This window comes from Streptosporangium sp. CA-115845, from assembly GCF_050943795.1.
GTDB lineage: Bacteria > Actinomycetota > Actinomycetes > Streptosporangiales > Streptosporangiaceae > Streptosporangium.
In genome coordinates, this window is sequence record NZ_CP191988.1 from 20,968 (window position 1) to 46,976 (window position 26,009).

General features: G+C 67.0%; 31 protein-coding genes and 1 tRNA gene. 15 read left to right on the forward strand and 17 right to left on the reverse strand.

All coding sequences use genetic code 11. The annotated features are described in order from the left end of the window. Positions 1-116: 116 nt before the first annotated feature. Positions 117-788: a hypothetical protein gene (locus ACQP0P_RS01800; protein WP_433369986.1), complete on the forward strand. Its 672-nt coding sequence runs from the start codon at positions 117-119 to the stop codon at positions 786-788. Between the two features lie 128 nt (positions 789-916). On the opposite strand, the gene ACQP0P_RS01805 is transcribed toward ACQP0P_RS01800, so the two are convergent. Next, on the reverse strand, positions 917-2,185 hold the full coding sequence (locus tag ACQP0P_RS01805; RefSeq protein ID WP_433369989.1) for a serine hydrolase domain-containing protein: 1,269 nt from the start codon (positions 2,183-2,185) through the stop codon (positions 917-919). Between the two features lie 171 nt (positions 2,186-2,356). Between ACQP0P_RS01805 and ACQP0P_RS01810 the strand changes: the two genes are divergently transcribed. Continuing rightward, complete coding sequence (locus ACQP0P_RS01810) at positions 2,357-2,905, forward strand: hypothetical protein (RefSeq protein WP_433369992.1); 549 nt, start codon at positions 2,357-2,359, stop codon at positions 2,903-2,905. On the opposite strand, the gene ACQP0P_RS01815 is transcribed toward ACQP0P_RS01810, so the two are convergent. The 7 genes from ACQP0P_RS01815 to ACQP0P_RS01845 form a co-directional block, all read right to left on the reverse strand. Then, a complete protein-coding gene (locus tag ACQP0P_RS01815) occupies positions 2,888-3,217 on the reverse strand; it encodes a putative quinol monooxygenase (protein ID WP_433369995.1) in 330 nt (109 codons plus the stop codon). The two genes, ACQP0P_RS01810 and ACQP0P_RS01815, sit on opposite strands and share 18 nt — an antisense overlap. Before the next feature lie 280 nt (positions 3,218-3,497). Beyond that, positions 3,498-4,718: a cytochrome P450 gene (locus tag ACQP0P_RS01820; RefSeq protein WP_433369997.1), complete on the reverse strand. Its 1,221-nt coding sequence runs from the start codon at positions 4,716-4,718 to the stop codon at positions 3,498-3,500. A 28-nt stretch (positions 4,719-4,746) separates the two neighbouring features. Continuing rightward, entirely contained in the window at positions 4,747-6,132 is a 1,386-nt protein-coding gene (locus ACQP0P_RS01825; RefSeq protein ID WP_433370000.1) for an NAD(P)/FAD-dependent oxidoreductase, read from the reverse strand. After that, positions 6,129-6,329, reverse strand: a complete 201-nt coding sequence (locus ACQP0P_RS01830) for a ferredoxin (protein ID WP_350913799.1) — start codon at positions 6,327-6,329, stop codon at positions 6,129-6,131. Before ACQP0P_RS01830 ends, ACQP0P_RS01825 begins: the two co-directional genes overlap by 4 nt. Positions 6,330-6,694: 365 nt before the next feature. Then, entirely contained in the window at positions 6,695-7,147 is a 453-nt protein-coding gene (locus ACQP0P_RS01835) for an ATP-binding protein (protein ID WP_433370004.1), read from the reverse strand. A gap of 127 nt (positions 7,148-7,274) precedes the next feature. Further along, complete coding sequence (locus tag ACQP0P_RS01840; protein WP_433370007.1) at positions 7,275-7,664, reverse strand: STAS domain-containing protein; 390 nt, start codon at positions 7,662-7,664, stop codon at positions 7,275-7,277. A gap of 150 nt (positions 7,665-7,814) precedes the next feature. Then, entirely contained in the window at positions 7,815-8,168 is a 354-nt protein-coding gene (locus ACQP0P_RS01845; protein ID WP_433370010.1) for an STAS domain-containing protein, read from the reverse strand. A gap of 291 nt (positions 8,169-8,459) precedes the next feature. Between ACQP0P_RS01845 and ACQP0P_RS01850 the strand changes: the two genes are divergently transcribed. From ACQP0P_RS01850 to ACQP0P_RS01860, 3 genes are all read left to right on the forward strand, one after another. After that, positions 8,460-8,744, forward strand: a complete 285-nt coding sequence (locus ACQP0P_RS01850; RefSeq protein ID WP_433370013.1) for a GNAT family N-acetyltransferase — start codon at positions 8,460-8,462, stop codon at positions 8,742-8,744. Between the two features lie 385 nt (positions 8,745-9,129). Continuing rightward, positions 9,130-9,249, forward strand: a complete 120-nt coding sequence (locus ACQP0P_RS01855) for a DLW-39 family protein (RefSeq protein ID WP_211264163.1) — start codon at positions 9,130-9,132, stop codon at positions 9,247-9,249. Positions 9,250-9,278: 29 nt separating this feature from the next. Then, on the forward strand, positions 9,279-10,016 hold the full coding sequence (locus tag ACQP0P_RS01860) for an HAD family hydrolase (protein WP_433370016.1): 738 nt from the start codon (positions 9,279-9,281) through the stop codon (positions 10,014-10,016). A 573-nt stretch (positions 10,017-10,589) separates the two neighbouring features. Here ACQP0P_RS01860 and ACQP0P_RS01865 read toward each other — a convergent pair. After that, positions 10,590-10,880 carry a winged helix-turn-helix domain-containing protein gene (locus ACQP0P_RS01865; RefSeq protein ID WP_433370019.1) on the reverse strand — a complete coding sequence of 97 codons (291 nt, stop codon included), beginning with the start codon at positions 10,878-10,880 and terminating at the stop codon, positions 10,590-10,592. A 166-nt stretch (positions 10,881-11,046) separates the two neighbouring features. Here ACQP0P_RS01865 and ACQP0P_RS01870 point away from each other — a divergent pair, with 166 nt between their 5' ends. From ACQP0P_RS01870 to ACQP0P_RS01880, 3 genes are all read left to right on the forward strand, one after another. After that, positions 11,047-11,574 carry a hypothetical protein gene (locus ACQP0P_RS01870; RefSeq protein ID WP_433370022.1) on the forward strand — a complete coding sequence of 176 codons (528 nt, stop codon included), beginning with the start codon at positions 11,047-11,049 and terminating at the stop codon, positions 11,572-11,574. Positions 11,575-11,720: 146 nt separating this feature from the next. After that, positions 11,721-11,987, forward strand: coding sequence for a hypothetical protein (locus tag ACQP0P_RS01875; RefSeq protein ID WP_433370024.1), 267 nt, complete (start codon positions 11,721-11,723; stop codon positions 11,985-11,987). A 242-nt stretch (positions 11,988-12,229) separates the two neighbouring features. After that, a tRNA-Ala gene (locus ACQP0P_RS01880) sits at positions 12,230-12,305 on the forward strand. 465 nt (positions 12,306-12,770) lie between these two features. Here the strand turns inward: ACQP0P_RS01880 and ACQP0P_RS01885 are convergent. Then, positions 12,771-13,004: a hypothetical protein gene (locus ACQP0P_RS01885; protein ID WP_433370027.1), complete on the reverse strand. Its 234-nt coding sequence runs from the start codon at positions 13,002-13,004 to the stop codon at positions 12,771-12,773. A gap of 178 nt (positions 13,005-13,182) precedes the next feature. Next, complete coding sequence (locus ACQP0P_RS01890) at positions 13,183-13,740, reverse strand: hypothetical protein (RefSeq protein WP_433370030.1); 558 nt, start codon at positions 13,738-13,740, stop codon at positions 13,183-13,185. 334 nt (positions 13,741-14,074) lie between these two features. Between ACQP0P_RS01890 and ACQP0P_RS01895 the strand changes: the two genes are divergently transcribed. Further along, a complete protein-coding gene (locus ACQP0P_RS01895) occupies positions 14,075-14,407 on the forward strand; it encodes a DUF6247 family protein (protein ID WP_433370033.1) in 333 nt (110 codons plus the stop codon). Next, entirely contained in the window at positions 14,408-14,653 is a 246-nt protein-coding gene (locus tag ACQP0P_RS01900) for a hypothetical protein (protein ID WP_355509885.1), read from the forward strand. Positions 14,654-15,627: 974 nt separating this feature from the next. On the opposite strand, the gene ACQP0P_RS01905 is transcribed toward ACQP0P_RS01900, so the two are convergent. After that, positions 15,628-16,425: a hypothetical protein gene (locus ACQP0P_RS01905; protein ID WP_433370036.1), complete on the reverse strand. Its 798-nt coding sequence runs from the start codon at positions 16,423-16,425 to the stop codon at positions 15,628-15,630. 575 nt (positions 16,426-17,000) lie between these two features. Between ACQP0P_RS01905 and ACQP0P_RS01910 the strand changes: the two genes are divergently transcribed. Further along, positions 17,001-17,186 carry a hypothetical protein gene (locus tag ACQP0P_RS01910; RefSeq protein ID WP_433370039.1) on the forward strand — a complete coding sequence of 62 codons (186 nt, stop codon included), beginning with the start codon at positions 17,001-17,003 and terminating at the stop codon, positions 17,184-17,186. Between the two features lie 251 nt (positions 17,187-17,437). On the opposite strand, the gene ACQP0P_RS01915 is transcribed toward ACQP0P_RS01910, so the two are convergent. Then, positions 17,438-17,980: a hypothetical protein gene (locus ACQP0P_RS01915; RefSeq protein ID WP_433370042.1), complete on the reverse strand. Its 543-nt coding sequence runs from the start codon at positions 17,978-17,980 to the stop codon at positions 17,438-17,440. A 180-nt stretch (positions 17,981-18,160) separates the two neighbouring features. After that, the gene (locus tag ACQP0P_RS01920; protein ID WP_433370045.1) at positions 18,161-18,889 is read right to left on the reverse strand and encodes a LysR substrate-binding domain-containing protein; all 729 of its coding nucleotides are present in this window, start codon (positions 18,887-18,889) and stop codon (positions 18,161-18,163) included. A 55-nt stretch (positions 18,890-18,944) separates the two neighbouring features. On the opposite strand from ACQP0P_RS01920, the gene ACQP0P_RS01925 reads away from it, so the two are divergent. Together ACQP0P_RS01925 and ACQP0P_RS01930 are read left to right on the forward strand one after the other, a co-directional pair. Further along, positions 18,945-19,316, forward strand: a complete 372-nt coding sequence (locus ACQP0P_RS01925; protein ID WP_433370048.1) for a DUF5997 family protein — start codon at positions 18,945-18,947, stop codon at positions 19,314-19,316. Between the two features lie 78 nt (positions 19,317-19,394). Beyond that, a complete protein-coding gene (locus tag ACQP0P_RS01930; protein ID WP_433370051.1) occupies positions 19,395-19,610 on the forward strand; it encodes a hypothetical protein in 216 nt (71 codons plus the stop codon). Between the two features lie 346 nt (positions 19,611-19,956). Here ACQP0P_RS01930 and ACQP0P_RS01935 read toward each other — a convergent pair whose 3' ends face one another. Further along, the gene (locus tag ACQP0P_RS01935) at positions 19,957-20,616 is read right to left on the reverse strand and encodes a helix-turn-helix domain-containing protein (protein ID WP_433370054.1); all 660 of its coding nucleotides are present in this window, start codon (positions 20,614-20,616) and stop codon (positions 19,957-19,959) included. A 198-nt stretch (positions 20,617-20,814) separates the two neighbouring features. Here ACQP0P_RS01935 and ACQP0P_RS01940 point away from each other — a divergent pair, with 198 nt between their 5' ends. Further along, positions 20,815-22,068, forward strand: coding sequence for a serine hydrolase domain-containing protein (locus ACQP0P_RS01940; protein ID WP_433370057.1), 1,254 nt, complete (start codon positions 20,815-20,817; stop codon positions 22,066-22,068). Between the two features lie 521 nt (positions 22,069-22,589). Here ACQP0P_RS01940 and ACQP0P_RS01945 read toward each other — a convergent pair. After that, on the reverse strand, positions 22,590-23,117 hold the full coding sequence (locus ACQP0P_RS01945; protein ID WP_433370060.1) for an N-acetyltransferase family protein: 528 nt from the start codon (positions 23,115-23,117) through the stop codon (positions 22,590-22,592). A gap of 294 nt (positions 23,118-23,411) precedes the next feature. On the opposite strand from ACQP0P_RS01945, the gene ACQP0P_RS01950 reads away from it, so the two are divergent. Next, complete coding sequence (locus tag ACQP0P_RS01950) at positions 23,412-24,251, forward strand: SMI1/KNR4 family protein (RefSeq protein WP_433370063.1); 840 nt, start codon at positions 23,412-23,414, stop codon at positions 24,249-24,251. A gap of 732 nt (positions 24,252-24,983) precedes the next feature. Here ACQP0P_RS01950 and ACQP0P_RS01955 read toward each other — a convergent pair. Continuing rightward, positions 24,984-25,934, reverse strand: a complete 951-nt coding sequence (locus ACQP0P_RS01955) for a GntR family transcriptional regulator (RefSeq protein WP_433370066.1) — start codon at positions 25,932-25,934, stop codon at positions 24,984-24,986. Positions 25,935-26,009: the final 75 nt, after the last annotated feature.

Sequence of the window (26,009 nt, forward strand, 5' to 3'; positions counted from 1 at the left end):
TCCGGAGATGAACGGCCGTCATCCCCGGCTTCCGAGGTTCGACCTTCGGGATCCTCCAGCGGTGGTCCGGCGGCACCGGTATCGAACCATCGCGGGGAGGGGTACGTCATGAGGGCATGAGACATCGGCTGCTCGTCGTTCTGCTTCTGCTGGCCGGGATCCTCGTGATCGCTCCCGGTACGGCATGTGCCTGCTCCTGCGCTCTCCTCGAACCGGCCGAGCAGGTGAAGGGGGCGGCGGCCGTCTTCACCGGGACGGTGGTGGCCGCCCGCCGGGTCGAAGGAGACCTGTTCGGTCCGCCACCGCCGGTCGTCTACACCTTCCGGGCCGACCAGATCTACAAGGGGAAGGCGAGCGCCGGGTTCGAGGTGGCCACCAACGCCGACAGTGCCGCGTGCGGATACAACTTCGTCACCGGGTCGCGGTACCTGGTGTTCGCCGCCACCGGCCAGTCGGGCCTGCTCACGGCTGATCCGGGGGTGGCACTGAACACCTCGCTCTGCGCCGGTAACCTGCTGGTCGGCCCGGGTGATGCCGCGTTGCGTGCTGGGGACGGCCTGCCGAGCGGGGAGCCGCTCACCGCGGAACTCGTCACCGCTCTGGGTACGGCGTCGCCCCCGGCGACCCCGCCCTCGACGGCCGTCGCCACTCCCGCACCGGACGCCTCCGGCGGCCGGCCGATCCTGATCTGGATCTACGCGGGGGTGGCCGTGACGGGCGTCGGCCTCACCTTCACCGGGTGGCGGTTCTCCCGGCGGCGCGGACGGAGCAGGCGTCTGCCGGACTAGGCGTACCGGCCGGGCGGGCCGGCGACCGCGATAGACGGAAAGATCCACAGAACGGCATGCGGTTGTCGTGGAGCCGGTTCGGGTCGCCTCCCTGGGATACGGGCTCGCCTGGGGAGGCGACCCAGGGCTCAGAGGCCGTAGGTGGAGAACAGGTTGGTGGTCGGCCAGGTGGTGACCGCGTTCGCGGCCTTGTGCAGCAGGGAGTCGATGTCGCCGTAGCCGAGGCCCGAGGGGTCGTCGCGCTGGTCGAACAGCACCACCCAGCTCAGCCCGTCGTACCTGCGGACCATGAGGGTCGAGGTGCCGGGCAGCGACCCGGTGTGCCAGGTGTTCATGCCGCCGCCGGTGACCGGGCGCACCTGCCAGCCCAGACCGTAGTACCAGCCGTCCGCGTTGATCCCGATGGACGGCTTGGCGAACGTCCTGGTGATGGACGCCGCGGTGAGCGGTCCCGCACCGTCGAAGATCGTGCTGAACTTCACCAGGTCGACGGCGGAGGAGAGCCAGCCGCCGTGCGCGGCCATGTTCTCGATGTTGAAGCTCCCGTAAGGAGCGTCCACGACGGTGCCGGAGGCGTCGAGCACCGTCACCCCGGTCTTCCCGGAGAAGTACGGAGCCTCCGTCGACCGCCGCTGGCTCTTCGCGGATCTGCCGAGCGCCATCCGCTTGATCTTGACGGTGCCGAGGACCTGCTGCTGTACGTAGCCGGCGTACGACAGGCCGCTGACCTTTTCGATGATCTTCTCAAGCAGCAGGTAGCCGTAGTTCGAGTAGGCGTACCTCGTTCCGGGGGCGTGGTCGAGCTTGCGACCGCTCACCCACTCGATGATGTTGGCCTGGCTCACGGGCAGAGTCGCCCCGGGCAGCCTCCCGATGGTGCGGTCCTGGAACATCGGGTCCGGGGAGATCGTGCTGTCCCAGCCGCCCAGGTGCTGCAGCAGGTGGAGCACCGTGACGGCGCCGAGCCGGGGGTCGGCGGCGGTGCTCAGGCCGAGCAGCGGCGCCACCCGGGCGGACAGGCTCAGCTTCCCGTCCTGGACGAGCTTCGTCACCGCGGCCGCGGTGACCGGCTTGCTGAGGCTGGCGACGCGGAACAGCGAGGTGGGGCCCGCCTGGAACGTGGTGTCCGCGGTCCAGTTGTAGCCACGGGCCAGCATCAGCTTGCCCTTGCGCACCACGGCCAGGGACGCGTGCGGGATGGCACGTGCCTGCATGAAACCTTTCAGGGTGCTGTCGAAGGCCGCCAGCCCCGAGGCGCTCTTCCCGGTGACCGTCCAGACGGGGGCGGTCACCCGGCCCGACGTGGTGGCGGCGAATCCCGGTCGAGCCTGCGTGGCGGCGAATCCGGCCACCGCGGTGCCCGTGAGCAGCTTGAACGTGTCCCTACGGGTCAACATCCCCGATCCCCCGATCTTTGCGGTCATGACAAGATCGGGATCTTACGGGAAATCAGCTCATTTTGATTGTAGATAGGGCGGATAGCCCCGAACTTCCGCTGTTGGCATCGTTGTCAAGCCTCTCTAACGTGCGGATGGTCTTGTACGCGGAAGCTGTTCACCTGTGTGACCATGTCGTCCCAGAGTCCGTTGTTCGGCCGACGTCGGATGCCGTCCGGGACCGCCGCCCTCGGCCTCGCGCTCGTCCCGACCACCGCGGTCTTCGACCGGTGTGAACTGCGCACTCTGGTGCGCGACGTGCCGTTTCGGCCCTACGGGTTCGTGTTCGCCCCGAGCACCGCCGCCGCGAACCCGCACGGTTACCTGGCGACCGGTCGCCGCGTCACCAGCGAGTCCCCCGACGGCGCCTACGGCCTCGCACGCCCCTGGCGCCCGAGCAGCGACCCGACCGCCGTCCCGATGCTGACCGTGCGTGAGACCTGGATCGGCCCCGGGATCGACGTCGCCGCGCCGTACGTGAACATGAGTGCCGGTTACCCCTGGCAGGACGCCAGGTTCGGCGAGTACCGCAATGTCGGCCCGGGAGCCGCGAGGCCCGTTCCCGAGAACAGGCCCCAACTGACCCCCGAACAGGCGGCCGGGCAGACCACCCGCACCTGTCTCGGCGACTGGAGGCCGTCAACGATCGATGATCACCTCTGGTCAGCTCCGGGCCGGTGACAGTTCCGCCATCTGCGACCAGCCCTCGCCGGGTACCTCGACGTTGATGATCTCCGGCGTCTTCGTGATCAGCTCGGGCATCAAGGCCATGGCGGTCCTGAAGTGCTCCGAGTTCACGTGCTCCTCGCCCGCCGCGGGCGAGGCGAACGCCTCCAGCAGGACGAACTGGCCGGGCACCTCGACGCTCCTGGACCATTCGAAGAAGACGTTCCCGGGCTCGCCGCGGGTGGCCTGGGTGAAGTCGTCGACGAGCGAGAGCCACTCCTCGGCCCGCTCGGGACGGACGGTGAACTTGACGACGATGAAGATCATGATTTGGCCTCTGTCGAGAGTCGAGGCGAGTGTTCCCGCCTGCGGGTATGGCGTGGGGCGCCATGGCCACGATAAGCGGCGGATGCCGGGGCGGAGGAACCCACCCGCCGTGAGTCCTTCGGTCGCGTACCGCATGCGCGGGTCTCAACCGGGAAGATCAGCACACCACGGGCGACGACGACCTGGCCCGGGAACCTCGCCGTCCCGGACGGCGCCCCCGTACCGCACGCCTCATCCGGGGTGCCGGTACGGATCAGGATGTGGAGCCGGTGTCCACGCGTCACCCCTGCCTGACGAGGAGGTGGCGCGGGCCGCGCAGGACCGCGCTCTGCCGGTACGGGGGCGGGTCGGCGACGAGCCGGGGATTCTCCAGGTGGCGTACCAGTCCGTTCAGCGCGATCTGCGTCTCCAGCCGGGCCAGGGGGGCACCGAAGCACAGGTGGATGCCACTGCCGAAACCGAGGTGCCGGTTGTCCTGCCGGTCGGGATCGAACCGGTCGGGGTCGCGGAAGTACGCGGGGTCGCGGTTGCCGGAGGCGAGCATGAGCGTGATCTGCGAGCCCTTCGGGATGGTGACGTCCGCGACGGTGAGGTCGCTGTAGGCGGCCCGCCAGGGGATGATGTGCACCGGAGGTTCGTAGCGCAGCAGTTCCTCGACCGTCCGGATGATCATCTCGGGCTCACGGCGCAGGCGCTCCAGCACATCGGGGTGGCGCAGCAGGGTCAGCACGCCGTTGGTGATCAGGTTGACCGTCGTCTCGTGACCCGCGATGAGCAGCAGGTTGGCGGTGCTGACGATCTCCTCGTCCGTCATGCGCCCGTCGGGGCCCTCGTCGCTCGCCAGCCGGGACAGCAGGTCGTCGCCCGGTGGCCGGCCGCGGCGGCTCTCCAGGAGCTCGGCGAGATAGTGCCTGAGGTCCTTGCGAGCCTGCACACCCTCCCGCAGGCGTTCCTGAGGGTCCGTCGCGGGGTCGAAGTCGAGCAGCGCGACGATCGCCTCGACCCACCGGTGGAATCGCGGCTCGTCCTCGCGGGGCACGCCGAGCAGGTGGCAGATCACGGTGACCGGGAAGGGATAGGCGAAGTCGTCCACGATGTCGATCTGGTCCCTGCCCGCCAGGTTCTCGATCAGGCCGGTGACGATGGCGGTCAGGTCGGGTCGCATGTCGTCTATCAGCGTGGGTGAGTGCGGGGGGCCGAAGTGCCGCATCGCCATGCGGCGCAGCCGGTCGTGCTGCGGCGGGTCGAGGCCGATGAACGCCGGTGGGTCCCCGCGCTCGGCGAGGGCGGGCCCCGGGTTTTCGAGGCTGTGCGCGTCGGAGCTGAGGTGCGGGTCGTGCAGCAACGTGCTGATCTCCCGGTAGGTGCTGACAACGTAGTCGCCGTCCTCCTGCCGGGCCACCGGCCTCCTGCGCAGCTCCGCGTAGAGCGGGTACGGGTCGGCCCGGCTGGAGTAGTCGAGGATCCGCTGGAGAGTGCTGGGCGCCTGAGCGACTGTCATGACCGCTTCTCCTAAGGTTTGCCCGGCTTCAACGGCCCGGCCGTGCGAACGCCACGCGCCGCTCGCTCGGCTCGTGGCCGGTGACCATGACCGTGGCTCCGTGGGTGATGATGAGGGGATCCGGGAAGCGGGCCGGGACCGGCTTCATGTCGGCGGGCTGGTCGGGGGTGGGGCAGGAGGGCGGGAATGGGGCCGCCGTCTCGATCAGCTGCCGGTAGTGGTCGAGCCATTTGGCGTTGTCGAAGCTGACGGCCGCGATGACCCTGCCGCGGTACCCGTAGGCCGCGACAAACCGGCGCTCCTCCACCGCCCCCTGGGTGACGGTGATCTCGTCCGCCATGATCGGAACACCGACGGACTTGATGTTGACGCCGAACTGCATGGACCAGAACGTCGGCATGGACAGGTGCGGCCAGCGGTCGGTCGGCGGGCTGACCATGTTGTGCGCCGCGACCTGGGCCTGCTCCACCGCGTTGGCCCAGTGCTCCAGCGACACGAACCGGTACTCGTAGACCGGGTGCGGGCAGCGTGCCACGTCCCCGGCGACGAAGACGTCATCGGTGACCAGACCGTTGATGTCGAACGCCCGGCACCCCGAGTCGCAGGCCACCCCCCAGCGGCCGGCGGCCAGCCCCGAGTCCCGCAGCCACTCGGTGTTGCGCACACCGCCGAGCGCGACCACCACCACGTCGGCGTCGATCGCCGCTCCATCGGAGAAGTGAGCGCGGCGCACCCGCCCGTCGCCCTCCAGCCGGGTGACCCTGACACCGCAGCGCAGGTCGACGCCGTGAGCACGCTGGAGGTCCGCGGCGATCGAGCCGATCATGTTGCCGAGTGCTCCCACCAGCGGGGCCTCGGCGACCTCGGCGACGGTCACCGGTATACCGCGCTCGCGGCAGACGGAGGCGATCTCGGAACCGGCGAATCCGGCCCCGATGACGAGTACCCGGCCGGGCCCGGCGTCCAGCCGCTCCCGCAGGCGACCGGAGTCGTCGCGGGTGCGGACCACGAACACGCCGTCCAGTGCGGCCTCGGCCTCGTCGGGCCAGGACCTGGCACGTACACCGGTGGTGATCAGCAACCTGTCGTAGGGAACCTCCCGCCCGTCCGCGAGCCGCACCCGCTTGCCGGCGAGGTCCAGCCCCGAGGCGGCCACGCCGAGCAGCCACTCCGCGCCGATCTCGCGGCGCCGGGGTAGCGCGGTGCCGTCCGCGGGTACCCAGCCGGTCAGGACCTGTTTGGAGAGCGGAGGCCGGTCGTAGGGCTCGCACGCCTCGTCCCCGATGAGGGTCAGCGATCCGGTGAAGCCCTCGTCGCGCAGCGCCTCCGCGGCTCTCAGCCCCGCGAGGGAGGCGCCGACGATCACGATGCGGCCGTCACGCCTGAACGCCTTCAGGCTCTGCTCACTGCTCATGACGGTCCAGGTGTCTCGACGAGGATAGCCTGGACCGGGCAGGCGGCGGCCGCACGCAGGACCTGGTCCCGCTGCGCGTCGTCGGGGCTGGAGTGGAACGCGAGTGCCTCCTCACCCTGCATCCGGAACGCGTCCGGGGCCAGGAAGGCGCACTGCGCATACCCCTGGCAGCGCGCCAGGTCGACGACAACCCTCATGAGGACCATCCCTTTCGAGCTCGAACACGAGAGGGGAGCCAGGACGGTTTTCCGTGGGTCGGGCCTACCGTGAACCCGGCCCGGGGCGATGCCGCGGCACGTCCTCACATGCCGTCGGCGGCCGCCACGGTTCCGCGGAGAACGGTCAGGGAAAACCGCAAGGTAGTGCGCTGACCTGGCTAAACGAGCGTATCGCGGACATCGGGACGGAGCATCGCCCTTCTGCCAGCGGGTGGTCAAGGATTGCGTACGAGCGGCCCCCTCCGGTTTCCGGAGAGACGGGAAAGGCACGGTGGTGATCGGCCGGACCTTGACGACCGGTGGACCCTGGCGTCACGGGACCTGGGGCCCATGACGATCGGGGCTCAGAACGCGGCCCGGACCTCTTCCTGACCGGGGTCTTCCTGGCTGAGTGCCCCGATCCGTGCCGATGGGGAGCGCAGGTCCATCCGCAGGCGGACCCGGGAGCCTCCGGAGATCTGCTCGATGGTGAACTCGTCGCACAGCTGGGTCATCAGCCACAGGCCGAAACCCCGAACGGTGCCCGCGGGGCGTTTCGCCGGGATGTGCTCGGTGGCCAGGAGCCCCACGGTGTCGGTGACGTCGATGGTCAGGTGGCTCTCGTCCTGCCAGACGTCCACGGTGCCCTTGCCGCCGCCGTGCTCCAGGACGTTGATGACCGCCTCGTTGGTGGCGAGGAGGAGGTCGTTCAGGCGTTCGCCCCGTATGCCGGCCTGGGTGGCGTGATGGTGGAGACGCTCCCGCAACGCGCTGAGATCCTCGTCGATCGGCCAGTGCCGGCCGTGGTCGCCGATCACGACACCCCCTTGACGTCGCCTTGTCTGGCAGTCACCGGGGGGCGAGCCGACTTGCTCCAGAATCAGGGCGTTGCAGATGAGTTACACGATGCTAGACACCTGCCCGATCGTTGCCAACTTACGACGGTCATCCGCCGTGAATATCCGGGGCGGGCTGCTGTGGTCGCAGTGCCTTGACGGCGTCGGCGACGGTGGGCTGGATGCCGAAGGCCTGGGCGAGTCCGGTCAGGTGGAGGATTCGCTCCAGGCGGGGGTGCGGATTTGCCAGGATGATGCTGCCTCCGCGGTCCTGGACGATCTTGCGGGTGTTCAGGAATTGCTGGATTCCCGTGGAGTCGCAGAAGGTCAGATCGGTCAGGTCTATGACAAGGTCACCCTGGTCCTGGCCGATGGCCTGGTGAAGGTCGTGACGGAACCGCTCGGCATTGGTGTAGTCGAGCTCGCCGGCCAGGCTCAGCAGGACCATCTCCTCTACCGAGGGGTCGGACACATCGGTCACGCGGACGGCAGCGCTCACGGGTACACCTCTGTGGACGGTCGAGGGGGAGGGAAGGCGGCCGGATGCCGCCGCCGGGTCGCGGTTACCTCAAGTCTGGAGCCGGCCGGTGCTCAGCTTGAGATCTTCCGAATTTCTCTAGAGCACTTTTACGCTACAGCCGAGAAGTGATCAGTTGTTATCCCGCTGACGGATACGTTTTCCGGACCTGCTGTCGAGCACCTCCGCCCAGCCGCAGAGCTCGGCGATCCGCCACGCGTGCGGCCGGAGACCCCTGACGACCAGCCTGCGGTCGCCCGCCATCCCGAACGCGATCTCCGCCAGCACCCGCAGACCGCCCACGTCGACGAAGTCGACACCCTGGAGATCGGCATACAGATCGCCGCGGGTGCGCTCCGCCGCCATGGCGAGGGCCTGCACCAGGACGTGCCGCGTACAGAGGTCGATCTCTCCCTCGCAGCGTAGGCCGACCGGCAGATCGGTGAAGAGAACGCGCAGTGAGCCGTGGCCGGCCTCACCTACCATTGTGATCACCTTCTGGGTGGGGCATGAGGGTCAGTCAACGTCTGTCGTGACGGCGCAGGTGTGTCGGCTGATCGCCATGAGGCATCGGCGGTGCCGGTACCTGCTCTCATCATCCTTCAGCCGGGCGCCTTTTGGTACGGTTTGCCGGTTTCGTGTTTCGGTGCGTAGAAACCGGCCGGCCATCGCGTCCGCCGAAGATCCGCACACATGGGAATGAACGTCTCGCGGAATCGGCTGAACAGGGAACCGCCGTACGGCGGTCTGGCGGCGGTCTGGCAAAGGAGAACCTCCATGCAGGTGGATGTCAAGCTCTCCCCCGGTGGCGATTCCTTCGTGGCGACGGTGGACGGCAGGGGCGCGGGGCGGCTGGAGCTCGTCCGGCGTGACGGGGTCATCGTCTATCCCCACACCAAGGTCGAGCCGGAGTACGAGGGCAACGGGGTGGGATCCGCACTCGTCCGCACCGCGTTGGACGCGGCCCGCGCCGAAGAGGCCAAGGTCGTGCCTCTCTGCTGGTTTGTCAGGGAATGGATGGACCGCCACCCTGACTACGCCGATCTTGTTCAGGGCGCCTGACCGATCCATAGCGAGAGGGTTTGCGACATTCGCACCCCCCGGTAATCGCGCCGGAGCGAGCGGACACGCTGGTCACCGCGATGTCCGGGCAGAACCCTTCCTGGCGGCCGGTGACCGGAACTTTCGGGCGGATGGAGCGGCCCGCTCCGGGGGTTATGGTAAGAACGCGGGCGGTTTCGCAACAGGATTCATGGCAGATTGTGATCATCGGATCGCGAGTCGTGCGGGATGATAGTGACAATTACCCGGTTAGCGTAGATCGGCTGTGACGCTTGTCATGCGGACCGGGGCATGGCCCGATCCCTTGCTAGGCTGCAGGGAACCGTTCGAACCGGGCGTTGTCTCACCCCGGCAGGTGAGACTTCTCAAGAAGTGGGGTCACACCGTGAAGAAGTTGCTCGTTCTGGCGCTTGTCGCCCTCGGGGGGCTGCTGGTCTGGCGCAAGGTGCAGGCCGACCGCGCCGAGCTCGACCTGTGGACCGAGGCCACCGGCAGCGAGAACTGACAGACGCGGCTACCGATTCGGGTGCTTTCATGGTCCTTGCCCAAGATGGAGTAAAGCCCATCAGGCTTGTCTGCCTGGATCTGCCAGGCACCACGATCGGTGACGTCGCCATGGTCGAGCGGGCGTTCGCCGAGGCGATCGCCACGCAGGGCATCGTGCCCGGGACCGGTGCGTACGCTCGTGCCATGGTGCACGTGCACCGGTCCCGGGGATGCTCCAAGATCGATGTCTTCCGGGGGATCTTCCCGGACAACGAGGCCCAGGCCCAGGCGGCCAATCTGACCTTCGAGCGCTCCTACGAGGGCGCCATCGGACGCGCGGGCCTGGTTCCGCTGCCCGGAATCGTCGAGGCGCTCGACGAGCTCCACGGTGCCGACGTCAAGATCTGCCTCACCACCGGCTTCAGCCGTGTCACGCTCGGCCGCGTGCTGGCTGCCCTGAGCTGGTCCGACAGGCTCGATCTGGCCCTGTGCCCCGAGGACACCGGCCGTGGCCGTCCGATGCCCGACCTGGTGCTCGCCGCGGTCATGCGACTCGGTATCGAGGACGTACGCCAGGTCGCCGTCGTCGGGGACTCCGAGAGCGAGATGCTCTGCGGCCGCCGTGCCGGCGCGGCGGTGGTCGGCGGCGTCCTGACCGGCGTGCACAGCAGGGAACGCCTCCTCAACGGGGGAGCCACCCACATCCTCGGCTCCATCGCGGATCTCCCCGGACTCCTCCTTGGCGGCACGCCCGCCGAGTCCCCCCTGGCCACCGCGGCCCATTGACGGGCCGCAGCTCCGAGGGGCCGATGTCATGCCGCCGGTATATGGGTTACAGGTGAGCTCAATCCGGTTGAGTGTGAGCTGACTCCCGTCCTCCAGGAGATTGCGCGAACGTTTCCATGTGAGGCCCGCGCTTGCCGCACGACCGGGCGACCCCCGGGCGACCTCGGCCGTGCAGCCCTTGCGTTCGGTTAGATCTCTCCGTTGTGGATGCCTGTCAGGAAGTCGTTCCAGGAAGCGGAGGAGAAGGCCAGTGTGGGGCCGGACGGGCCTTGCTGTCGCGTACGGCGACGAGACCCGGAAGGTTGGTGGCGGTTGTCGCCGCCACCACTACGGCGGGACTTGTGGAACTCAGCCTGTTCAAGAAAGTCACAGAGGGCTCGGTCTTTGGTCGGTTCCCACTCATCTGACGGCCGGACGGACGTCCCGACGCCGACCTCGGCCCGCGAACCCCTCAGCGGTCGGAGAACCTCAGGAGGGCTTCCAGCACCGCTGTTGACACGCGGCTTTCGTCGGCAAGTGGACGATGCAGGCTCAGCGAATCGTCTCTTTCCCCTGCGATCACCGCTGTGCTGATCAGTCGGCGGACGGAACGTCGTCCGGACGCGAGGGTTCTGCCTGCGGGTCGATGTACGTCCCTCTTCCGACGACGGTCCTGATCAGGCCACGCCCGCGCAGCTCCCGCATCGCGCGCCGCACCGTCAGATACGCCACTCCGTATTCGGAAGCAAGGTCACGCTCTGCCGGGAGCCGCTGACCCGGCCGTAGGTCACCGGCATCGATCAACGCCTGGATGTGATTGGCCAGCCGGACATACACATATTCCGGGCTGTCCTCTTCTGGATCGAACGGCGAGACGCTGCTCATGACTTCACCGTATGGCTATGGTGACCTGCTGAAATCTATGGGAAGCCATGCATTGCTATACATGGCTATACTCTATCGCGTAGCCTCTGGCCAAGTACAAAAAACGGGACCCGCAGGCGCTCGCAACGCCGTACGGGTCCCTTGATCAGGAAGGTGGTCCTGACCCGTGAGCAACCTTAGTGCTCTCGTCCTCGACAGACAGGCGGTCGGTGGTTGCGGCTGTTTCGCCGAAATGGCGCCGATGCCGATGGGCTGCGCCGCCTGCGGGCACGCCCCCTACGCGCACGGCTGTCCCGACCGGCCCGCCGACCATGAGTACGCCCCGCCCTCCCGCGACCTGCTGGACATTCGCCTGCGGGCCCGCCGGACCGAGGACCGTTCGCTGCCCTGCTTCGAGCCGCCCGTCCCCGTGGCCCCGGCCAGGACGATCCCGTCGATGCCTGATCGGCGGCCCGGTAAGCGGGCCTCTGTTGAGATGCCGACCTTGGCCGAGGAGATCCCGCCGATTTCCGTCCAGCGCCGTCCCGAGCAGGCCCCGCCCGTCGTGCCTGCCATACCGGTGCCGTCGCCCAGGCGGGCGTATTGCCGCCTGAGATCGATACGTCCGTCCAGGCCCGTCCGTACCGATGTGTCCCGGCTCGGCTACCGGCGCCACTTCGCGCCCAGTCCGAGGCGAACAACCACCTGCTTCTGATGAGCGGGCATGGCGGCCCCATCCCTTCCCCGGTCCGGGGCCGCCGTGCGGTCCAAGACGTACCGCGTGAAAGCGAAACGCGGTGCGCGACGCGGGCGGGCCGCCCACCCGGCTCGCCCGCGTCCTCCAGATAGGAACCCCCCACCATGACCAACCCCGAAACCGACACCTCGCAACAGCCCCCGACACCACAGCAAAACCCGCTCGCCGTACTGCGCCAGACCTTCCCCGGCTGGTACATCGACCATGACACCGTCCTCGGCCGCTGGATCGCCATGCGCTACCGCCCCCTCACCACCCAGGAGACCAAAACAGGCGCCAAATACTTCCTTCAACGCACTTGCCCTGAACGGCTCAGCGCCGCACTGACCGGCCAGAAGGAATTCGCCCGCCGCACCCGTACCACCCCCTGAACCGGCACGGCGAGCACGACCCGCCCCCATGATGTACCCGCCACCCCACCCCGGTGATCTAGGCCCGCTCGCCCGGCCCAAGCCCGTGCTGATCGGTTCATCGTCGGCCCGTGCCCTGAGACCTCTTGTTTCGCTTGGTACGACATGCCGACGCCCCGCCGATTCAATTGGCGCCGGAGCGGCTCCTGTTGCTACCGTGTACGACTGAAGCAGGTCCCCTCGCAGGTACCCGCTTGAATCTCGGGGCCTTAGCTCAGTTGGCAGAGCGCCTGCTTTGCAAGCAGGATGTCAGGAGTTCGAATCTCCTAGGCTCCACCACACTTCAGAGGCCATCTCCCATGATCAGGGAGTGGCCTTTTTGATCTTGTACAGCAGCAAAATACAGCAACGGCTACGTATCAGGGCTGCTCATCGAACTGGATGAGTGCCGTCCGTGTGCCCTGAGGTGGAGAGGCCATCGTAAGCCTGGCTGTCTTGGTTTCCTATTCCCCTGCCTGCCTCAGGGCTGCAGCCTCTGGCTGTGGGAGGAATTTGGGAGGCGAGCCCAGGGAGGCCGGGCTTAGGTGTCGGGTGCGCCAAATGAGCGTACAGAACAGTGCGCGCCTCGCCGAGGAGTTCGGCAAAGCGCGTGGATCTTCGACGGAGCGTTGTCGTCACGATTCCCGAGAACGGCACCATGGCGTCCGAAGCGTCTGTCTAGGTCTGCCGGTGGTGAAGCTTGCCGGCGACTCATAGGAACTGCCAACTGATCGTCATCTCTGCCTCGTCGAGGTCGATGGCCTCTTACCGGAATCCCGGGGCCTTGCCCAGGCGCAGGCCGAGCACCAGGACCAGGACGTAAGCCGGGTACATCGGGTCCTGTCGAGTGCGGGCCGACTCCAGGAAGGCCCGCGCCTCGTCGACGCTCCACGCCTTGACCTTGCGCTTGCGAGGGACCGACATCTTCACGTTGGTCGCGACGTTGCGGGGGAGGTTCTCTTCCCGCACGGCGTTGCTCAGCATGGCCCGGAGCGTCATATAAGCATCGTGGATGGTCCACTCGAAGGCCGTCTGCTTGCAGCACTTTCCCACCGCGCAGCGGTGACGCCGCTTCCTGGGGTTGCTGTCCTTCTCAGGACGCGCTTTGTCCTTTCCCTGGGCGCAGCACTGACTGAGGAGTCACATGACCGGGACAGGCCCTAAACTGCTATATCGCTCACCATTTATCCCACCCTGACCATCTATACCAGGGGCCGACAAGCGGGTCGAGGTTCTCTACATCGTCCCCAGGCATCTGCCCTGCAGGGCTCCACACGAAGCCTGCCGACGTGCGGATCAGCCAGTCATCGACCGAGAATCGAGCACCGCCGCCAGGGATCGACTCTGCCCAGCAGACGCGATAGAGACCAACGTGCCGGCACTCGTGCGAGACCTGGCCGCTCTTGGCGACGGTCTCGGCGAAGGCTGTCAAGGCGGGCTGCGACAACGCGAATCGTGCGTAGAACGGTGCATCGACGATGACCGAGAGGACGACGCCGCCGAGAATCATCCAAGGCATGAACCATCGCCGTATATGCACGGACACCGCGTTGGAGTCCGTTGTCGCCGCGACGATGATCCGTATGATCCACAGTAGGAAGAGCACGCCGCCCGCGAAGAAAGCGAAAAGGAACAACTCGACGTACAGGTAGGGTGCGCTGGCCCACCACAGACACACGAGCGCCATAAGCGAGAATGCCGTGAGTAACGGCCACCCGGGCGGTTTGGAGATCATGGCGTCACCGTAGTGCCACGCCGGGCAACACTAACAGCCCACACGATGAGCTTTCGGTGGCGTACTACCAGATGTGACTCACCGCGCATGACGGCGATGGTCAAGCAGCGCTCCGCGCGACCTCGCGACCCTGCACCCATTCGGCGACCGGGCATATGGCCCGGAGGTCGGTCCCGGTGTACGAGGGACTCCGGGCCACGCACCGAGCCCAGCGCTCGGCTTACCTGATCGACGCACACGTCGATCTTATGTTTCGAGTGCCCATGTGACTGGATTCCTGAGCTCTTCCGACGGGAGTCTGTAGGCTTTGTGAGCAGGGAGAGGAGATTCCAGCATGACCGCGCAGCCGCAGGAGTTCGTGCCCCCCAGTTCATCGACGCCTGAGAAGAACCTTCGGGCCATCCGCGCCGCCCTGGTCGTGCCGCAGGACCGTGAGGCGTTCGATTCGGGGCTTAAGGCAGTGCTCGATGAGGTTCGAGTGAGTTTGGATCTCGGCGCGCTGAACGCCTTCGTTCACCGCTGGTGGATCTCCGCGTGTGACTCGGTGCGGGATCCAGAGGGACGTCGCCGAATGCATGCCAAAGCCGAGCAGGTCCTTGCCGGTGAACAGGTCTCCCCGGGAAGGCCGTGGCGTGAGGTTCTCAGCGCTCGTGGGGTCGACCTGTAGGTGTACCAGATCACACTCGACCCTCTCGCCGAAGAGCAGATCGCGGCGATCCCCGTGGAAGCGCTACGTCCACTCGCCGAACTGCTCACCCTGCTGGAAGTTGCGCCGTGGAGCGGTCAGCCGTACAACCCGGCCAACCCCAAGGCCAACATGCTCACTCACGCGTTCGGCGAGCGAGGGCTCGCGACGTACGTAGTCCTGGACGAGCAACGTGAGGTGTACCTCATCCGTGTTGAGTGGCCATGATCCCGCGTAATACGACGACGGTACAGCGACGCCTGATGGGCACCAACGGTTTCAGCGTCTGAGCCTTGCCGAAGGCCGGACCTCTGGGTGACCAACTGGGTGACAACGACCACGGACGAGGCCGGACAACGGTGGATCACTGTGGACTGTATGCGCAGGTGGGGGCGGGTATCGCCCATGGCCCCACCCCCACCCGGGTTGCTTTGCAAGCAGGATGTCAGGAGTTCGAATCTCCTAGGCTCCACCACTCTCACGGACACGAGGAAGCACAGGTCAGGCACGTTGCCGTCACCTGGGCTTTGATCTTCATTCGGCCTGTTTTTGCTCCCGTGCCCGTTGCGTGCCCGATCCCTTCGCCAGTGCCCCACGGACGAGGTCGTCAAGGCGGCGCCGCGGCGCGCCGCCGCATCCCCGGCCCTCCGCCCGCCCGCCGTCCGGGCATGCGGCCTGAGGGCCGGTCCCGGACGGCGCGGGACTGCGGGCCGGGCGCCGCACGCCTGCCGCGCCGTACTGACCGAATGCTCCGTTGGGGGTTGTCAGGCCGCCGCACGGATACAGCCCTCACGATCGCCACGTCGTGGCCGGTCGCCATACATGGTCGGGGGCGATCGAAGGTCCAGGGCTTTGTTCCTACTGAGGATGAAAGCTGGACGTTACCCGAAGGCTATCTATCGCCGCAGGTCAGAGGCGTGATCGCGCGTCACGCCGAGCTTTCGGACTCAGTAATGACGGTGCGGGCGCGTTTCCCGGTTCGGTCGGGGTGGCGGAAAGCGATCTCCTGAGCATTGGCTCCGATCACGCCACCTTCAAAGAAGGCGCTAGTCTCCAAGGATCGCGAGAGTCTTGGCCAGAACAACCTACAGAGCCCAGATCTGTCGGTCGGGTGATTATCGCGCCGGTCATCCTGCGTGATCTTTGGACGTGGCCGGCCAACGGCCGGGAACCGTACGCCATCACGGCTCGCGCGCGCGTCGTCAGCCCGGAAGGCGCCAATTGCAGAAATCCCCGCCGATGCACAGCTCGGTGGTCGTCTTACGGCGGTCCGGTGCCTTGATTGACACCTTTTCGCCCCACTGGCTGTAGTGGGTGTCAACGTGGAGGGTCTTGCCCACCAGTTCGTCAGGGCCCCCAGTGGCCGTGTACGTACTCTGCACCCTGCTGACCAGGCCCGCCGAGGTCAGCGTGAGGGTGTAGTAGAGCTTCGTGTCGTCCTCCCAGCTGCTGTGAGCCGAGTGGTCCAACCAGAGGGAGACCTTCTCGAGCTCCTTGAAGGTGATCGCGCCGGTGACGGTGTTCTCGCTCACCTGCCCGTTCTTCAGCAGGGCGGCCAGGGCCGCGGGTTCGGTCGGATTGATGAGCTGCTCGTCGTCGCCAAGCAGCTGGGTGTGGTGGAGGTGTAATTGTTGGACGTCCTTCCACCAGGTCTTGCCGTTTCGCAACCATTTCCCGATGAGGCCGCCGGACTGGTAACCGGTGCCGCCGATGACGTGATTGAAGCCGATGGCGCGTTCGCGTCCGTTTTCACCGCCGGTGGTGGTGACGTCGAGGGACTTGACGCCGCCCTTCTTATCGAATGAGAAGATGCCCCTTCGCCGACGTTCTGCCCTCTCGACGGCGCCTTCCAGGAGGGTCGCAGTCTCGGTGAAGTGCACGCCATGTCCGGGTGTCAGGACGGCCTTCAGCGCCTGGACAGGGCCCTTGGGCGCAGCCTCCACGGGAGCGGCTACCAGCAGAGTGGCGCAGGCCACCAGCCCTGTGATCATCTTCTTCATGTCGATGAGCCTGCCTTATCCGGGTCACATCCGGAACACGAGCCTGGCATAAATCTGCAGTTCCCAAGCGGGCGGCGACGGCTCTCCCTTTATCACTCAAGGAGCCGGTTACGCTGCCCCCATAAACCCTCAGGCCGTGGATTGGGCTGCGATCCCAGGACCGAGGTGGCACCAGCCTGAAACTGTCGCGGAAGCCTTCGCCACCTTGCTCAGGAGTACTCATAATGACCTGGACAAAGGGGGCGGTGTTCGATCAGCAGTAGGAAACGATCACACAGCCGTCGTAGGCGCTGACGTGTTACTGGAGATCATCACTGAGCACCCTGGGCGGGGAGGACGCCCCGACGTTCGTGGAACTTGATCAGCGGTCCGACGGTCAGGCGATGTTCTCGTGGTAGCAGTTCGGGCTGGGATTCTGTGCCGTTAGGTGTTGTTCACGGTTCCCGTCTCCATACATCGGAGTGATGTGGTGGTCGCCTACCAGTAGGTAGGCCGCGAGGCGGGGACCGCCACGAGTCACGGGACAACCTCAGATCGGGCTGGAGAGGGGATTTTGGCCGTAGTACCTTCACGTCATGACCTCTGTCGAGATCTCGATGACCTTTGCTCTTGTAGCGGTGGCCATCACGCTGATCGCAAGAGCACGGCGGCCAGGTCGGACTGATCAGGAGCGTAAGCAGGCACGTACGGCAGTAACCATGATGTTTGCTTTTTGGTTCGGCGCGATCCTTCTCGGAAAGATCATTCTCTGGACGAGCTGATTAGGCCGATGCTCTGGCAGTGAGCGTGCCGGCCGTGCCCGTTGCGTGCCCGATGGGGCGGTAAGCAAGGGGGAACAACGGGGAGTCACGGGAAACCTGGAAGTGCGCCGCCTGCCGCGGCCAGGGCCGCGATGTCGGGTGTGCGCCGACGGAGGCGATGAACACGCGGGAACGGCGCTCAAGCGCGGACCACTGGCCCCCGGCTGCTCCGCGGCCGCCGCGCGCCAGTCCGGCTGTGACGTGTCGTCGGGTCAGCCGGATCCGCACAGCCTCCTGAGCTCGGCGAGGTCCGTGTTGATGTCCGTGATCACCTGGTTGGGATCGCCGCCGGTCATGCCGGTCAGCCGGAAGTTCAGTTCCTGGAATTCGGCGGCCAGTCGACTGATCGTCGCCCCCACCGCTCCTTGCGCGTCGAGGACCGCGCCCATCAGGTCGAGGTAGGTCTGGCGAGCCGCGGCTGCCTGGCCGCTGCGGGTGGTCCCGGCGTTCCGGCGGTATGCGGTCAGCGCCGTCTCCGTCTCGTCGCAGCCCCCGGGCCGGACCGCTGACACCGGCGGGGAGACAACCGGGACCACTCGCGTGGGGCTTGGCGCCGGCGGCTGGGGCTCGCTGGACTCGGGCGACGGGCGTGGGGCCGGCGGTGCGGGCCGGGTGGTGACCGGATCCGGTGACGACGGCCGCGGAGCAGGGGTGGTGACTACCGCGTCGGACGGGGGCTGCGGAGGCGGGGTCGGCGGTATCAGGTAGGCGACCAGCGCGACCACGGCGGCTACCGCACCTGCCAGAGCGCTCATCGCCGCCCAGTTCGGGGGTAAACCTGCTCCTCCACCCGCGGTCGGCGGCCGCGCTGGTCCGTTCTCCGTCATGCCCTCATCGTGGCCGAGCCGCCGAACTCGGTCCAGGGAGCCTTCTGCTGAGAGGGGAACGCGCAATTCATGTCGTTATCAACGATGATCGGCGCATCCGTCCGCAGGTCACCGAGGCCGGTGGCCTTTCTTTTTGCGGCCGACCGGCACGGCCCGGCGACCGGAGCCGTTCTGTGCGGGTTTTTGTGCCTGCCGCTGTGCCGGTTTCTCCGCAGCGGAGGCGGGGGTACGGCCCCGCGAGCTGTTCACCGTCCGGCCGCGGACGATGCCGATGAAATCTTCCACCAGGTCAGTGGTCGCGTCCGTGGGCCAGGTCAGCGCAACCTGAGACTGCGGCGCGTCCGGCACCGGCCGGTAAGTGAGATCCCCGCGGTGGTGGAGGCGTGCCAGCGACAGCGGAACCAGGAGAATCCCGGCGCCGGCCGCTACCAGCTCGACCGCGTCCGCCGTTGTGGCAGGGCGGGTGAACGCGGGCAGCCCGGGCCGGACCGTCCACTCGATGGTGTCGTCCAGAGGGTGGAACACCTCGTCGTCGTTAAGGTCGGCGATGGCCACCTCGTCGGCGGCGGCCACCACGTGGTCCTTGGGCACCACGACCACCGTGGTCTCCACGTAGAGAGGAATCACGCTGAGCCCGTCCCGGTCGACCGGCAGCCTGACGAATCCGGCGTCGGCGCCGCCATTCCGCAGGAGTCCCACCACCTCGGCGGCGGGAACCGCGACCAAGGTGATCGGCACGCCGGGCATTCTCTCGGTCCAGATGTTGACCCATTTCGCGGGTGTCACCCCGGGCACGTACGCCAGTCGAAACGTCCTGCCGGTCTCTCCATCAGTCACTTCCTCAGGGTACCGATGTCAAGGGAACCTGTTCCGGCTGACTACTCTTGACGCCATGACCTCGCCCAAACCGAAGACCATCCAGACAATGAAGCCCGCGACCGCGGCCAAGAAGCTGGGTGTCCCCCTCTCGGCCACTCCCGCCGAGTTCCAGGCGAGTGTCGTCTCCAGGGACGAGCTGAACGAGTTGCAGGCGACGCCACCCGCCTGGCTCGCTGACCTGCGCCGCAACGGCCCGCACACCAAGCAGGTCATCGCCGCGAAGCTCAGGGTCTCCATTGCCGGCCTGATCAGAGGCGGGATCACCGGACCGCTCACCACCGCTGAGATCGATGCGCTGAAAGCGGAGAACCCGGAGTGGCTGGAGCGCGAGCAGTCCCTCCAGGTCGAGGTCCGCAAAGCAGCACTCCGCCTCAAGCAACGCTAGACAGCTGAGATCCCGCACGTTTCCGACCTCGGACGCGTCTCCAGGCTGCCGCCACCGCCTCGCCGAGTGACTATCCGGGTGACAACGCCCCTGGATGTGGCCGTCAAGAAGCCCGTCCGCACAGTGATTGCCTCGGGCACCAACCCGGTCGCCGCCAAGGCGGCGGCGCTGGAGGTGGGCGGGAAGATGAGCGCGGCGGTCGAGCAGTGGCTGCTCAGGCGGGCAACTCTCCGTGCCAGAGCCCCGTTCCACCACTTCTCGACCGCTGAGGCGGCCAGTTCCGCTCACCGGTGAGCGAGGTGTGGACGTCCCGGCCGCGGCGACGCCGAGGCCGGGTCGCAGCGTCCCCTCCGACCAGGAGGAGAAACATGCTCCCCGGGTCTCGTCGACACGCCCAGTGGTTCAGCCAAGGTAAGCCCAAAAGCCACAATCACCATCTTGTTCTTGGACGGAGTCCGGTGGGTTGCTGATGATCTCCGCGTGGTGTCGCATGGCAACCAGCCGTTATCGCGCTGCGCGTGCGGCCTGGGGGCCGATCCCGCGCGACCGCCGGGCTTGTGGGGTATGGGAAGCGGCGTCGGGCGGTGACGATCGGCAGGAACCGGTCAGTCGGCTCCTCAGGTGGTTCGGCTGAGACTCATCACGTCAGGAGGGCGCGCCAGCGGTCGGCCGACTCGATCATGTCCAGGCTGACCCGTTCCAGGAACGCCGCTGTTTTGGCCAGCCGTTGCCCCACGGGGCTGTCGAGCCCGTAGGTCTCGGCCGCCGCCATCGTGGCCCGCACCGTATCGAGCGTCTGCCGCCTGCCGGTCACGATCGAGTGGTACCAGGCGTCGTCGTCGACCACGTAGATGTCGCGACGCCGCTGTGGATCGCGCTCGCGCCGGACGAACCCCTGCTCGACCAGGAAGTTCACGGCGACGGAGACGGAGGCCGGGCTGATCTTCAGCCTGTGGGTCAGCTCGGCCGCGGTGCGCCTGCCGTCCTCGGACAGCAACAGGTCGAAGTGCACGCGCGCGCTCATCCTCGGCAGCCCCGTCCTGACCGCCACCTCAACGAGCTCCTCTTCCATCGTGCCGCCCGGCGGTCCGCCCGCGCGCGGGGGTGCCGGCGTGCCGCGCCGAGCCCGCTGGATCGTCGCCTGGTGCGCCTGCTGGGGCCGGTAGCCGCCGGGTCCGCCGTTGCGTCCGATCTCCCGGGTGATCGTCGAGGTCGGCCGGTCGAGCCGCCTGGCGATCTCGGCGTAGGAGAGCCCGTCGGCGAGTCCGGCCGCGATGCGCTCGCGCTCCTGCTGGGTCAATCGTCCTCCTGGCATGCCGCCAGTATTGCCTTCGCCACCACTCATTGCAACTCGGAATTGCATTCGAGGCCAGCGTCATTGCATCAATTTAACGTCATATACCTTGGAAAATACGTTTCTGTTGATTGACTGAATTTCGAATGCAACGTAGCTTTCGAGCTGAGCCAAATACGTACTATCGCGAAATGAGGAGCGGCCATGGGTGAATCCCCCCACATCACCGAGAACACCAGGGCCTGGATGCCGCGGGCCTCCCGGCGAATGGCGGTCACGGCGCTGGCGGCCACGCTGCTGGCCGGCACGGCCACACCTGCGGTGGCCACCGCAGGTGTGGCCGTGCCGAAGGCCGCTGCCGGGCAGGACCGCCCGGAGCTGCAGGAGGCCATCCAGGAGTTCGTCGACGCCGGTTACGCCGGGGTGCAGATGCGCGTGAACGATCAGCGGGGCGAGTGGGTCGGCAGCGCCGGGGTGCGCAAGCTGGGCCAGAGCGCCAAACCGCCGACCAACGGTCACTTCCGGATCGGCAGCACTACCAAGACCTTCACCGCGACCCTGGTGCTGCAACTGGTGGCCGACGGAGAGATCGGGCTGGACGCCCCGGTGGCCGACTACCTGCCCACGTTCAAGCTGGACCGGCGGATCACGGTGCGGATGCTGCTGCAGCACACCAGCGGGTTGTTCAACTTCACCGGCGAGTACTACGACGACGGGACGATCGTGCCGGGGATCCCCTGGGCGGGCCAGGAGTGGGTGGACAAGCGGTTCCACACCTACCAGGACGAGGAGTTGGTACGGCTGGCGTTGTCCAAGCCGGCGAAGTTCGCGCCGGGGACGAACTGGAGCTACGCCAACACCAACTACGTGCTGGCCAAGCTGCTGATCGAGAAGGTCACCGGCCACTCCTACGCCACGGAGATGAAGCGGCGGATCCTGGGGCCGCTCAAGATGCGGCGCACCGTGGTGCCGGGCACCTCGCCGGAGATGCCCAGGCCACACGCCCACGCCTACTACCGGTATGAGGACGCCGGCCAGTGGAAGACGATCGACGTCACCCGCCAGAACCCCTCCTGGATCTCCGCCGCCGGTGAGATGATCTCGACCACCGAGGATCTCCAGACGTTCTTCTCCGCGCTGCAGGGCGGCAAGCTCCTGCCGGCCCCGCTGCTGGCCGAGATGCGCAAGCCGCACCCCAAGAGCAGCGGCCTCTTCGGCGGCTACGGCCTCGGGCTGTATGTGCAGGACCTGGGCCCGGGCTGCGTCGGCACCGTCTTCAACCACAACGGCAGCAACAATGGCTACGGGGCGCTGATCTACAGCACGCCCGACGGCAAGAAGACCATGGCCGCCTCGATCACCACCGGGGACGCCGCAATCGACCCGGCGCAGGTGTTCCCGAAGGCGCTGGACAAGCTCCTCAAGGAGGTGTTCTGCGGCGGGAAGGCCGCGGGCTGACGAGACCGAGCCGGCCAGGCAGTCCACACCGACTCCCGCACCCTGGCGGTCGGCGATCCTGCCGGTCGCCGGGGACAGGGCGGGGAAGTGGAGCCGGAGCATGAGCGCCGCAGGTTGTCCGCGACTTCTGGACCATGCTCTACCAGACGATCGACGACTGACACCGCGCCCGCGCCTGGTACGCCCGCCCGCAACCCGCGACACCCGACGGTCAGCCCCTGGCGGCCGAACCGTCGACGTTTCCACGAGGGTGTGGTCGTGACCCCGTTCGCCTGCGGTCGGCTCGCCCGCCCGGCGGCACAGTCGCGACGGCCAGGCCGAGCAGTGCCGGGCGCGAAAGGTCAGGCAGGTGACCAAGGCCAAACGCATCGGCGGCAGAGCTCACTACCAGGGTCAGCCCCGCTTCGCCGCGCTCAGCGCAGGAGATCAAATGGGCCTTGATCGTTGTTCGGCCTTCTCGATCTCACGTGCCCGTTGCGGCCCGATGGCTTCTTCGTGCGGTCAAAGAGGTCCGAGGTCGATCAGATTGACAGCGGACGACGGTAGCGGACCTTGGTGATGAGGAACCCGTCACTTCGGTCCTCGACCATGCCACCGTCCTTACTCCAGCCCTGCCCTCGATAAAAGTCCTGGGCCCTGTCATTGCCTTCGAGCACCCACAGGGTGGCCTCGGCATAGCCGGCTCGGGCCAAATTGTCGACGACTTCCGCCATCAGCGCCTTGCCGACCCCCGTGCCCCAGACCTCGGGCAGCGTGTAGATCGATCCGATCATGCCTACGGCCGTCGGGTCGTCATCGGCGTCATCGGTGGGATAGAAGCGTGAGTAGCCCACGACCCTGTCGGTCTCCTCGGCCACCAGCGCGCCTGACGAGGGCCACTGAGATTCGGCGAGGATGTCCGCCCACGTTTTCTGGAAGGCCTCGGTATCCAGGTTCGCCAGGTACTCCCCGGGCATGAGTCCGTGGAAGGCCGCCTGCCATGACGCGGCCTGGATCATGCCAAGGGGCGCAGCGTCCAGCGGAACCGCCTGTCGAACTCGCCGCGTCACGATTTTCACTCCGATGGGCCGGGCCGCCTACGTCCGGGCGAACGTACAGCGGCTCCGTACGAGCGCCAAATCGTATCCCGCCGCCTTGGGGATACTGCACCGGTTTTCTGTCGGGCACCTAGCCAAGCAGTTGACCGAGCAAGACCTACGGGCATGATCGTCGGACCGTTACTCGACCTCCGGTGAGGAACGCAGCACCGGCGAGGTATCCGCCGCGGTCCGAACTCGCGGCAAGTGGATCCTCGGTCGGCAGGGGCGAGAAGCCTGATCGTCGGCTCACTACACTGACGAGCCATGACGGCGATGGAGGAATTGATCCGCCTTGTGGCGCGGCCTGCGGAACCGGTCGATGCGCACGGCGACTGGAGTGAGGTCGAGGCCGTCCTCGGGCTGGAGCTGCCCGCTGACTTCAAGACGCTCATCGAGCAATATGGGTACGGCCAGTTCGTTGACTTCATCACGCCGCTGACTCCGTTCGGCGCTCACGGCCTGCTGGTCCAGCACGCACAGTGGCTGCTGGACAGAGAGCGGTCCTTCCGTGAGAGATATCCCGACGAATGCCCGTACCCGTTCTATCCGGAACCCGGTGGGCTGCTGGAGTGGGCCGGCACCGACAACGGTGACTCGCTCTGCTGGCTGACCGACGGAGAGCCGGACGGCTGGAGGGTCGTGGTCTGGAACTCGCGCAACGTCTGCTACGACGCACATGACGTCGGCGCGGTGGAGTTCCTCCACGGCTGGTTGAGCGGACGGATCACCACGACGATATTGCCCGACGCGGTCGAGGCATCGCCGTGGTTCGAGCCGTTTCGCGAGCGCGAACACGTCTACATCAAGCTGTCCGAAGGCGAGTTGCCCTACCTTGAGCGGTTGCGGATTCTCCGCGATGCGCTCGCGCCTACGGCCGATCGGGGCGCGACCGATGATGGAGACGACTGTCGACAAGACCATTTCGCAGCCACGGACCTCGGCTGGTCGCTGACCTACGAGACGGCCTACGGTCACCAGATCCGGGTCGCCTTCCCGGCTGAGGACGAAGGGCGGGCACGCGTCACCCTGTTCGATGCCGTCCACCGCATGGGCTGCCAGGTGCTGTCGACGACGACGCACCGCGGAGAGCCTGTCTGGTCCTAGACGGGTCTTTCCGAATGTTCCGTGTTACCGGGCGGCCCGGACTGTGCGGTCGGTGCCCTCTTCTCCGGGTGCTCACTCCGCACTGTTCAGAGGTCGGAGCACCAGGTAGCCGCCCGAGCGCGGACCCGTGGTGGTAGGGCTATGGCGCCGGAGCGGTCCGGCCATCGGACGAGGGCTTCAACGATCCGACCCCGGCGGTTCCGCGTTCATCGAAGGCCCGGAGCACTCGCACGGTTGGATCTGGTGCCCCATCGTCCCGAAGGCGATCGGTGAGGAGAAAGTCAGCCAGTTCGAACTCAGAAGCGTGCTCGCTCTCGCTCAGGAAGAAGGCCCCGCCCACGAGGTCAGGATCCCAGCCATGTGTCAGGGCGTAGTCGATGACCCTCCGCACGTCCTTGAGGGTCGGATAGGCGCAATCAGTCGCACAGCCCCACGGCAAGACCGCCTTTGACAACAGATCCGCCTGGAGCACACGGCTGTTCTTCCCGGCACCCCAAACCCGCAAGCGAATACACCTGTGACAGTCACGCTCACCGGCCACGTGGTGGATCCGGCCCGTCCATACGAACTCTCGCTCGCCCGCATACAGCTTTCGCAACCTCACCCGCACGTTGCCCACCTCACCTGGCCGGGGTCCGTCATGCTTCGGCTGACCGGATCATACGGGCGCAGGTGATCGTGGCCGGCGTCATCTACCTGCCTTGAGGAACGCACCGATGTCTTCGGTGGTCATCAGGCCGTCTCCGGGGAACCGGAGAGCGGAGACGGAAGCCTCCCGCCTCGCGAGATCTTTCCGATACCGAGGCCGTCGAGGAGCGTCTGGAGCCCGAACTCGAAGAGCCTGTCGAGGTCGAAGTCGTAACCGTCCGCGCCGAGTTCACCGATCAGCTTGGCGAGAAACGGCGCCCGTCCGGCGGCGACCACGGCGTTCATCGTGCCGCCCTGGGTATCGAGCCACTGCTCGTTGGACAAGCCCGTGGCCGACATCGCCTGAGTTTCCCGCTCGACATGCACGGCGAGCCCCTGCGCGTATGCGTAGAGCAGGATCTCGATGGTCATCACGGTCGCCGGATCGAGATCGAGCCCGTCGAGCGCGAGCAACAGTTGCTCGCCGTGCCTGACGATGCCGGGCAGTGGCAGCGGACGCCCCAGCGGGGTGAGGTGGGGCAACCAGGGATGTCGCCGGTAGATCCGCCACAACGTGCGGGTGACCATCTCCAGCCGGTCCCGCCGGTCGAGCGTCGTGTCCGGGTAGCGTTCCGCGCCGTAAGCGAGGTCCGCCATGGTCCGTACCAGGTCGTCACGGCCGCGCACATGCCGGTAGATCGCCGCGGCCGAGACGCCGAGACGCGCGGCCACGGCGCGAACGGTCACGGTGCCGAGCCCTTCCGCGTCGGCGATCGCGATCCCCTCGCGCACGATCCGCTCCCGTGTCAACTCCACCGCATCGGGATGTCGCCGCGGCCTGCTCAGAGTGGCCGCCACCACCGTTCCCGACCGGGGCCTGCCCTCCACCAGTCCTTCCTCCTTGAGGACGGCGAGCGCCCGCACCGCCGTGGCCAGGGCGACTCCGAAGTCGCGCGCGATCGCGCGGGTGGACGGCGTCTTGTCGCCGGGGGCGAGCTCACCCGCCTGGATGCGACGCCGGAGGTCGGCGGCGATGCGCTGGTAGGGAGCTTCCACGATAGTTTGTCCTAGAACAGATATGACGGCCGGGACTGCATCTGTTCTAGCACAGTTGGGCGTTTGGGCACTGCC

What these genes read in the sequence shown, in the direction of transcription:
- ACQP0P_RS01800 (WP_433369986.1), top strand. Translation starts at nt 117, where the DNA reads ATGAGACATCGGCTGCTCGTCGTTCTGCTTCTGCTGGCCGGGATCCTC.
- ACQP0P_RS01805 (WP_433369989.1), bottom strand. Translation starts at nt 2,185, where the DNA reads ATGTTGACCCGTAGGGACACGTTCAAGCTGCTCACGGGCACCGCGGTG.
- ACQP0P_RS01810 (WP_433369992.1), top strand. Translation starts at nt 2,357, where the DNA reads ATGTCGTCCCAGAGTCCGTTGTTCGGCCGACGTCGGATGCCGTCCGGG.
- ACQP0P_RS01815 (WP_433369995.1), bottom strand. Translation starts at nt 3,217, where the DNA reads ATGATCTTCATCGTCGTCAAGTTCACCGTCCGTCCCGAGCGGGCCGAG.
- ACQP0P_RS01820 (WP_433369997.1), bottom strand. Translation starts at nt 4,718, where the DNA reads ATGACAGTCGCTCAGGCGCCCAGCACTCTCCAGCGGATCCTCGACTAC.
- ACQP0P_RS01825 (WP_433370000.1), bottom strand. Translation starts at nt 6,132, where the DNA reads ATGAGCAGTGAGCAGAGCCTGAAGGCGTTCAGGCGTGACGGCCGCATC.
- ACQP0P_RS01830 (WP_350913799.1), bottom strand. Translation starts at nt 6,329, where the DNA reads ATGAGGGTTGTCGTCGACCTGGCGCGCTGCCAGGGGTATGCGCAGTGC.
- ACQP0P_RS01845 (WP_433370010.1), bottom strand. Translation starts at nt 8,168, where the DNA reads ATGGTAGGTGAGGCCGGCCACGGCTCACTGCGCGTTCTCTTCACCGAT.
- ACQP0P_RS01850 (WP_433370013.1), top strand. Translation starts at nt 8,460, where the DNA reads ATGCAGGTGGATGTCAAGCTCTCCCCCGGTGGCGATTCCTTCGTGGCG.
- ACQP0P_RS01860 (WP_433370016.1), top strand. Translation starts at nt 9,279, where the DNA reads ATGGTCCTTGCCCAAGATGGAGTAAAGCCCATCAGGCTTGTCTGCCTG.
- ACQP0P_RS01865 (WP_433370019.1), bottom strand. Translation starts at nt 10,880, where the DNA reads ATGAGCAGCGTCTCGCCGTTCGATCCAGAAGAGGACAGCCCGGAATAT.
- ACQP0P_RS01875 (WP_433370024.1), top strand. Translation starts at nt 11,721, where the DNA reads ATGACCAACCCCGAAACCGACACCTCGCAACAGCCCCCGACACCACAG.
- ACQP0P_RS01885 (WP_433370027.1), bottom strand. Translation starts at nt 13,004, where the DNA reads ATGACGCTCCGGGCCATGCTGAGCAACGCCGTGCGGGAAGAGAACCTC.
- ACQP0P_RS01890 (WP_433370030.1), bottom strand. Translation starts at nt 13,740, where the DNA reads ATGATCTCCAAACCGCCCGGGTGGCCGTTACTCACGGCATTCTCGCTT.
- ACQP0P_RS01895 (WP_433370033.1), top strand. Translation starts at nt 14,075, where the DNA reads ATGACCGCGCAGCCGCAGGAGTTCGTGCCCCCCAGTTCATCGACGCCT.
- ACQP0P_RS01905 (WP_433370036.1), bottom strand. Translation starts at nt 16,425, where the DNA reads ATGAAGAAGATGATCACAGGGCTGGTGGCCTGCGCCACTCTGCTGGTA.
- ACQP0P_RS01910 (WP_433370039.1), top strand. Translation starts at nt 17,001, where the DNA reads ATGACCTCTGTCGAGATCTCGATGACCTTTGCTCTTGTAGCGGTGGCC.
- ACQP0P_RS01915 (WP_433370042.1), bottom strand. Translation starts at nt 17,980, where the DNA reads ATGAGCGCTCTGGCAGGTGCGGTAGCCGCCGTGGTCGCGCTGGTCGCC.
- ACQP0P_RS01925 (WP_433370048.1), top strand. Translation starts at nt 18,945, where the DNA reads ATGACCTCGCCCAAACCGAAGACCATCCAGACAATGAAGCCCGCGACC.
- ACQP0P_RS01940 (WP_433370057.1), top strand. Translation starts at nt 20,815, where the DNA reads ATGGGTGAATCCCCCCACATCACCGAGAACACCAGGGCCTGGATGCCG.
- ACQP0P_RS01950 (WP_433370063.1), top strand. Translation starts at nt 23,412, where the DNA reads ATGACGGCGATGGAGGAATTGATCCGCCTTGTGGCGCGGCCTGCGGAA.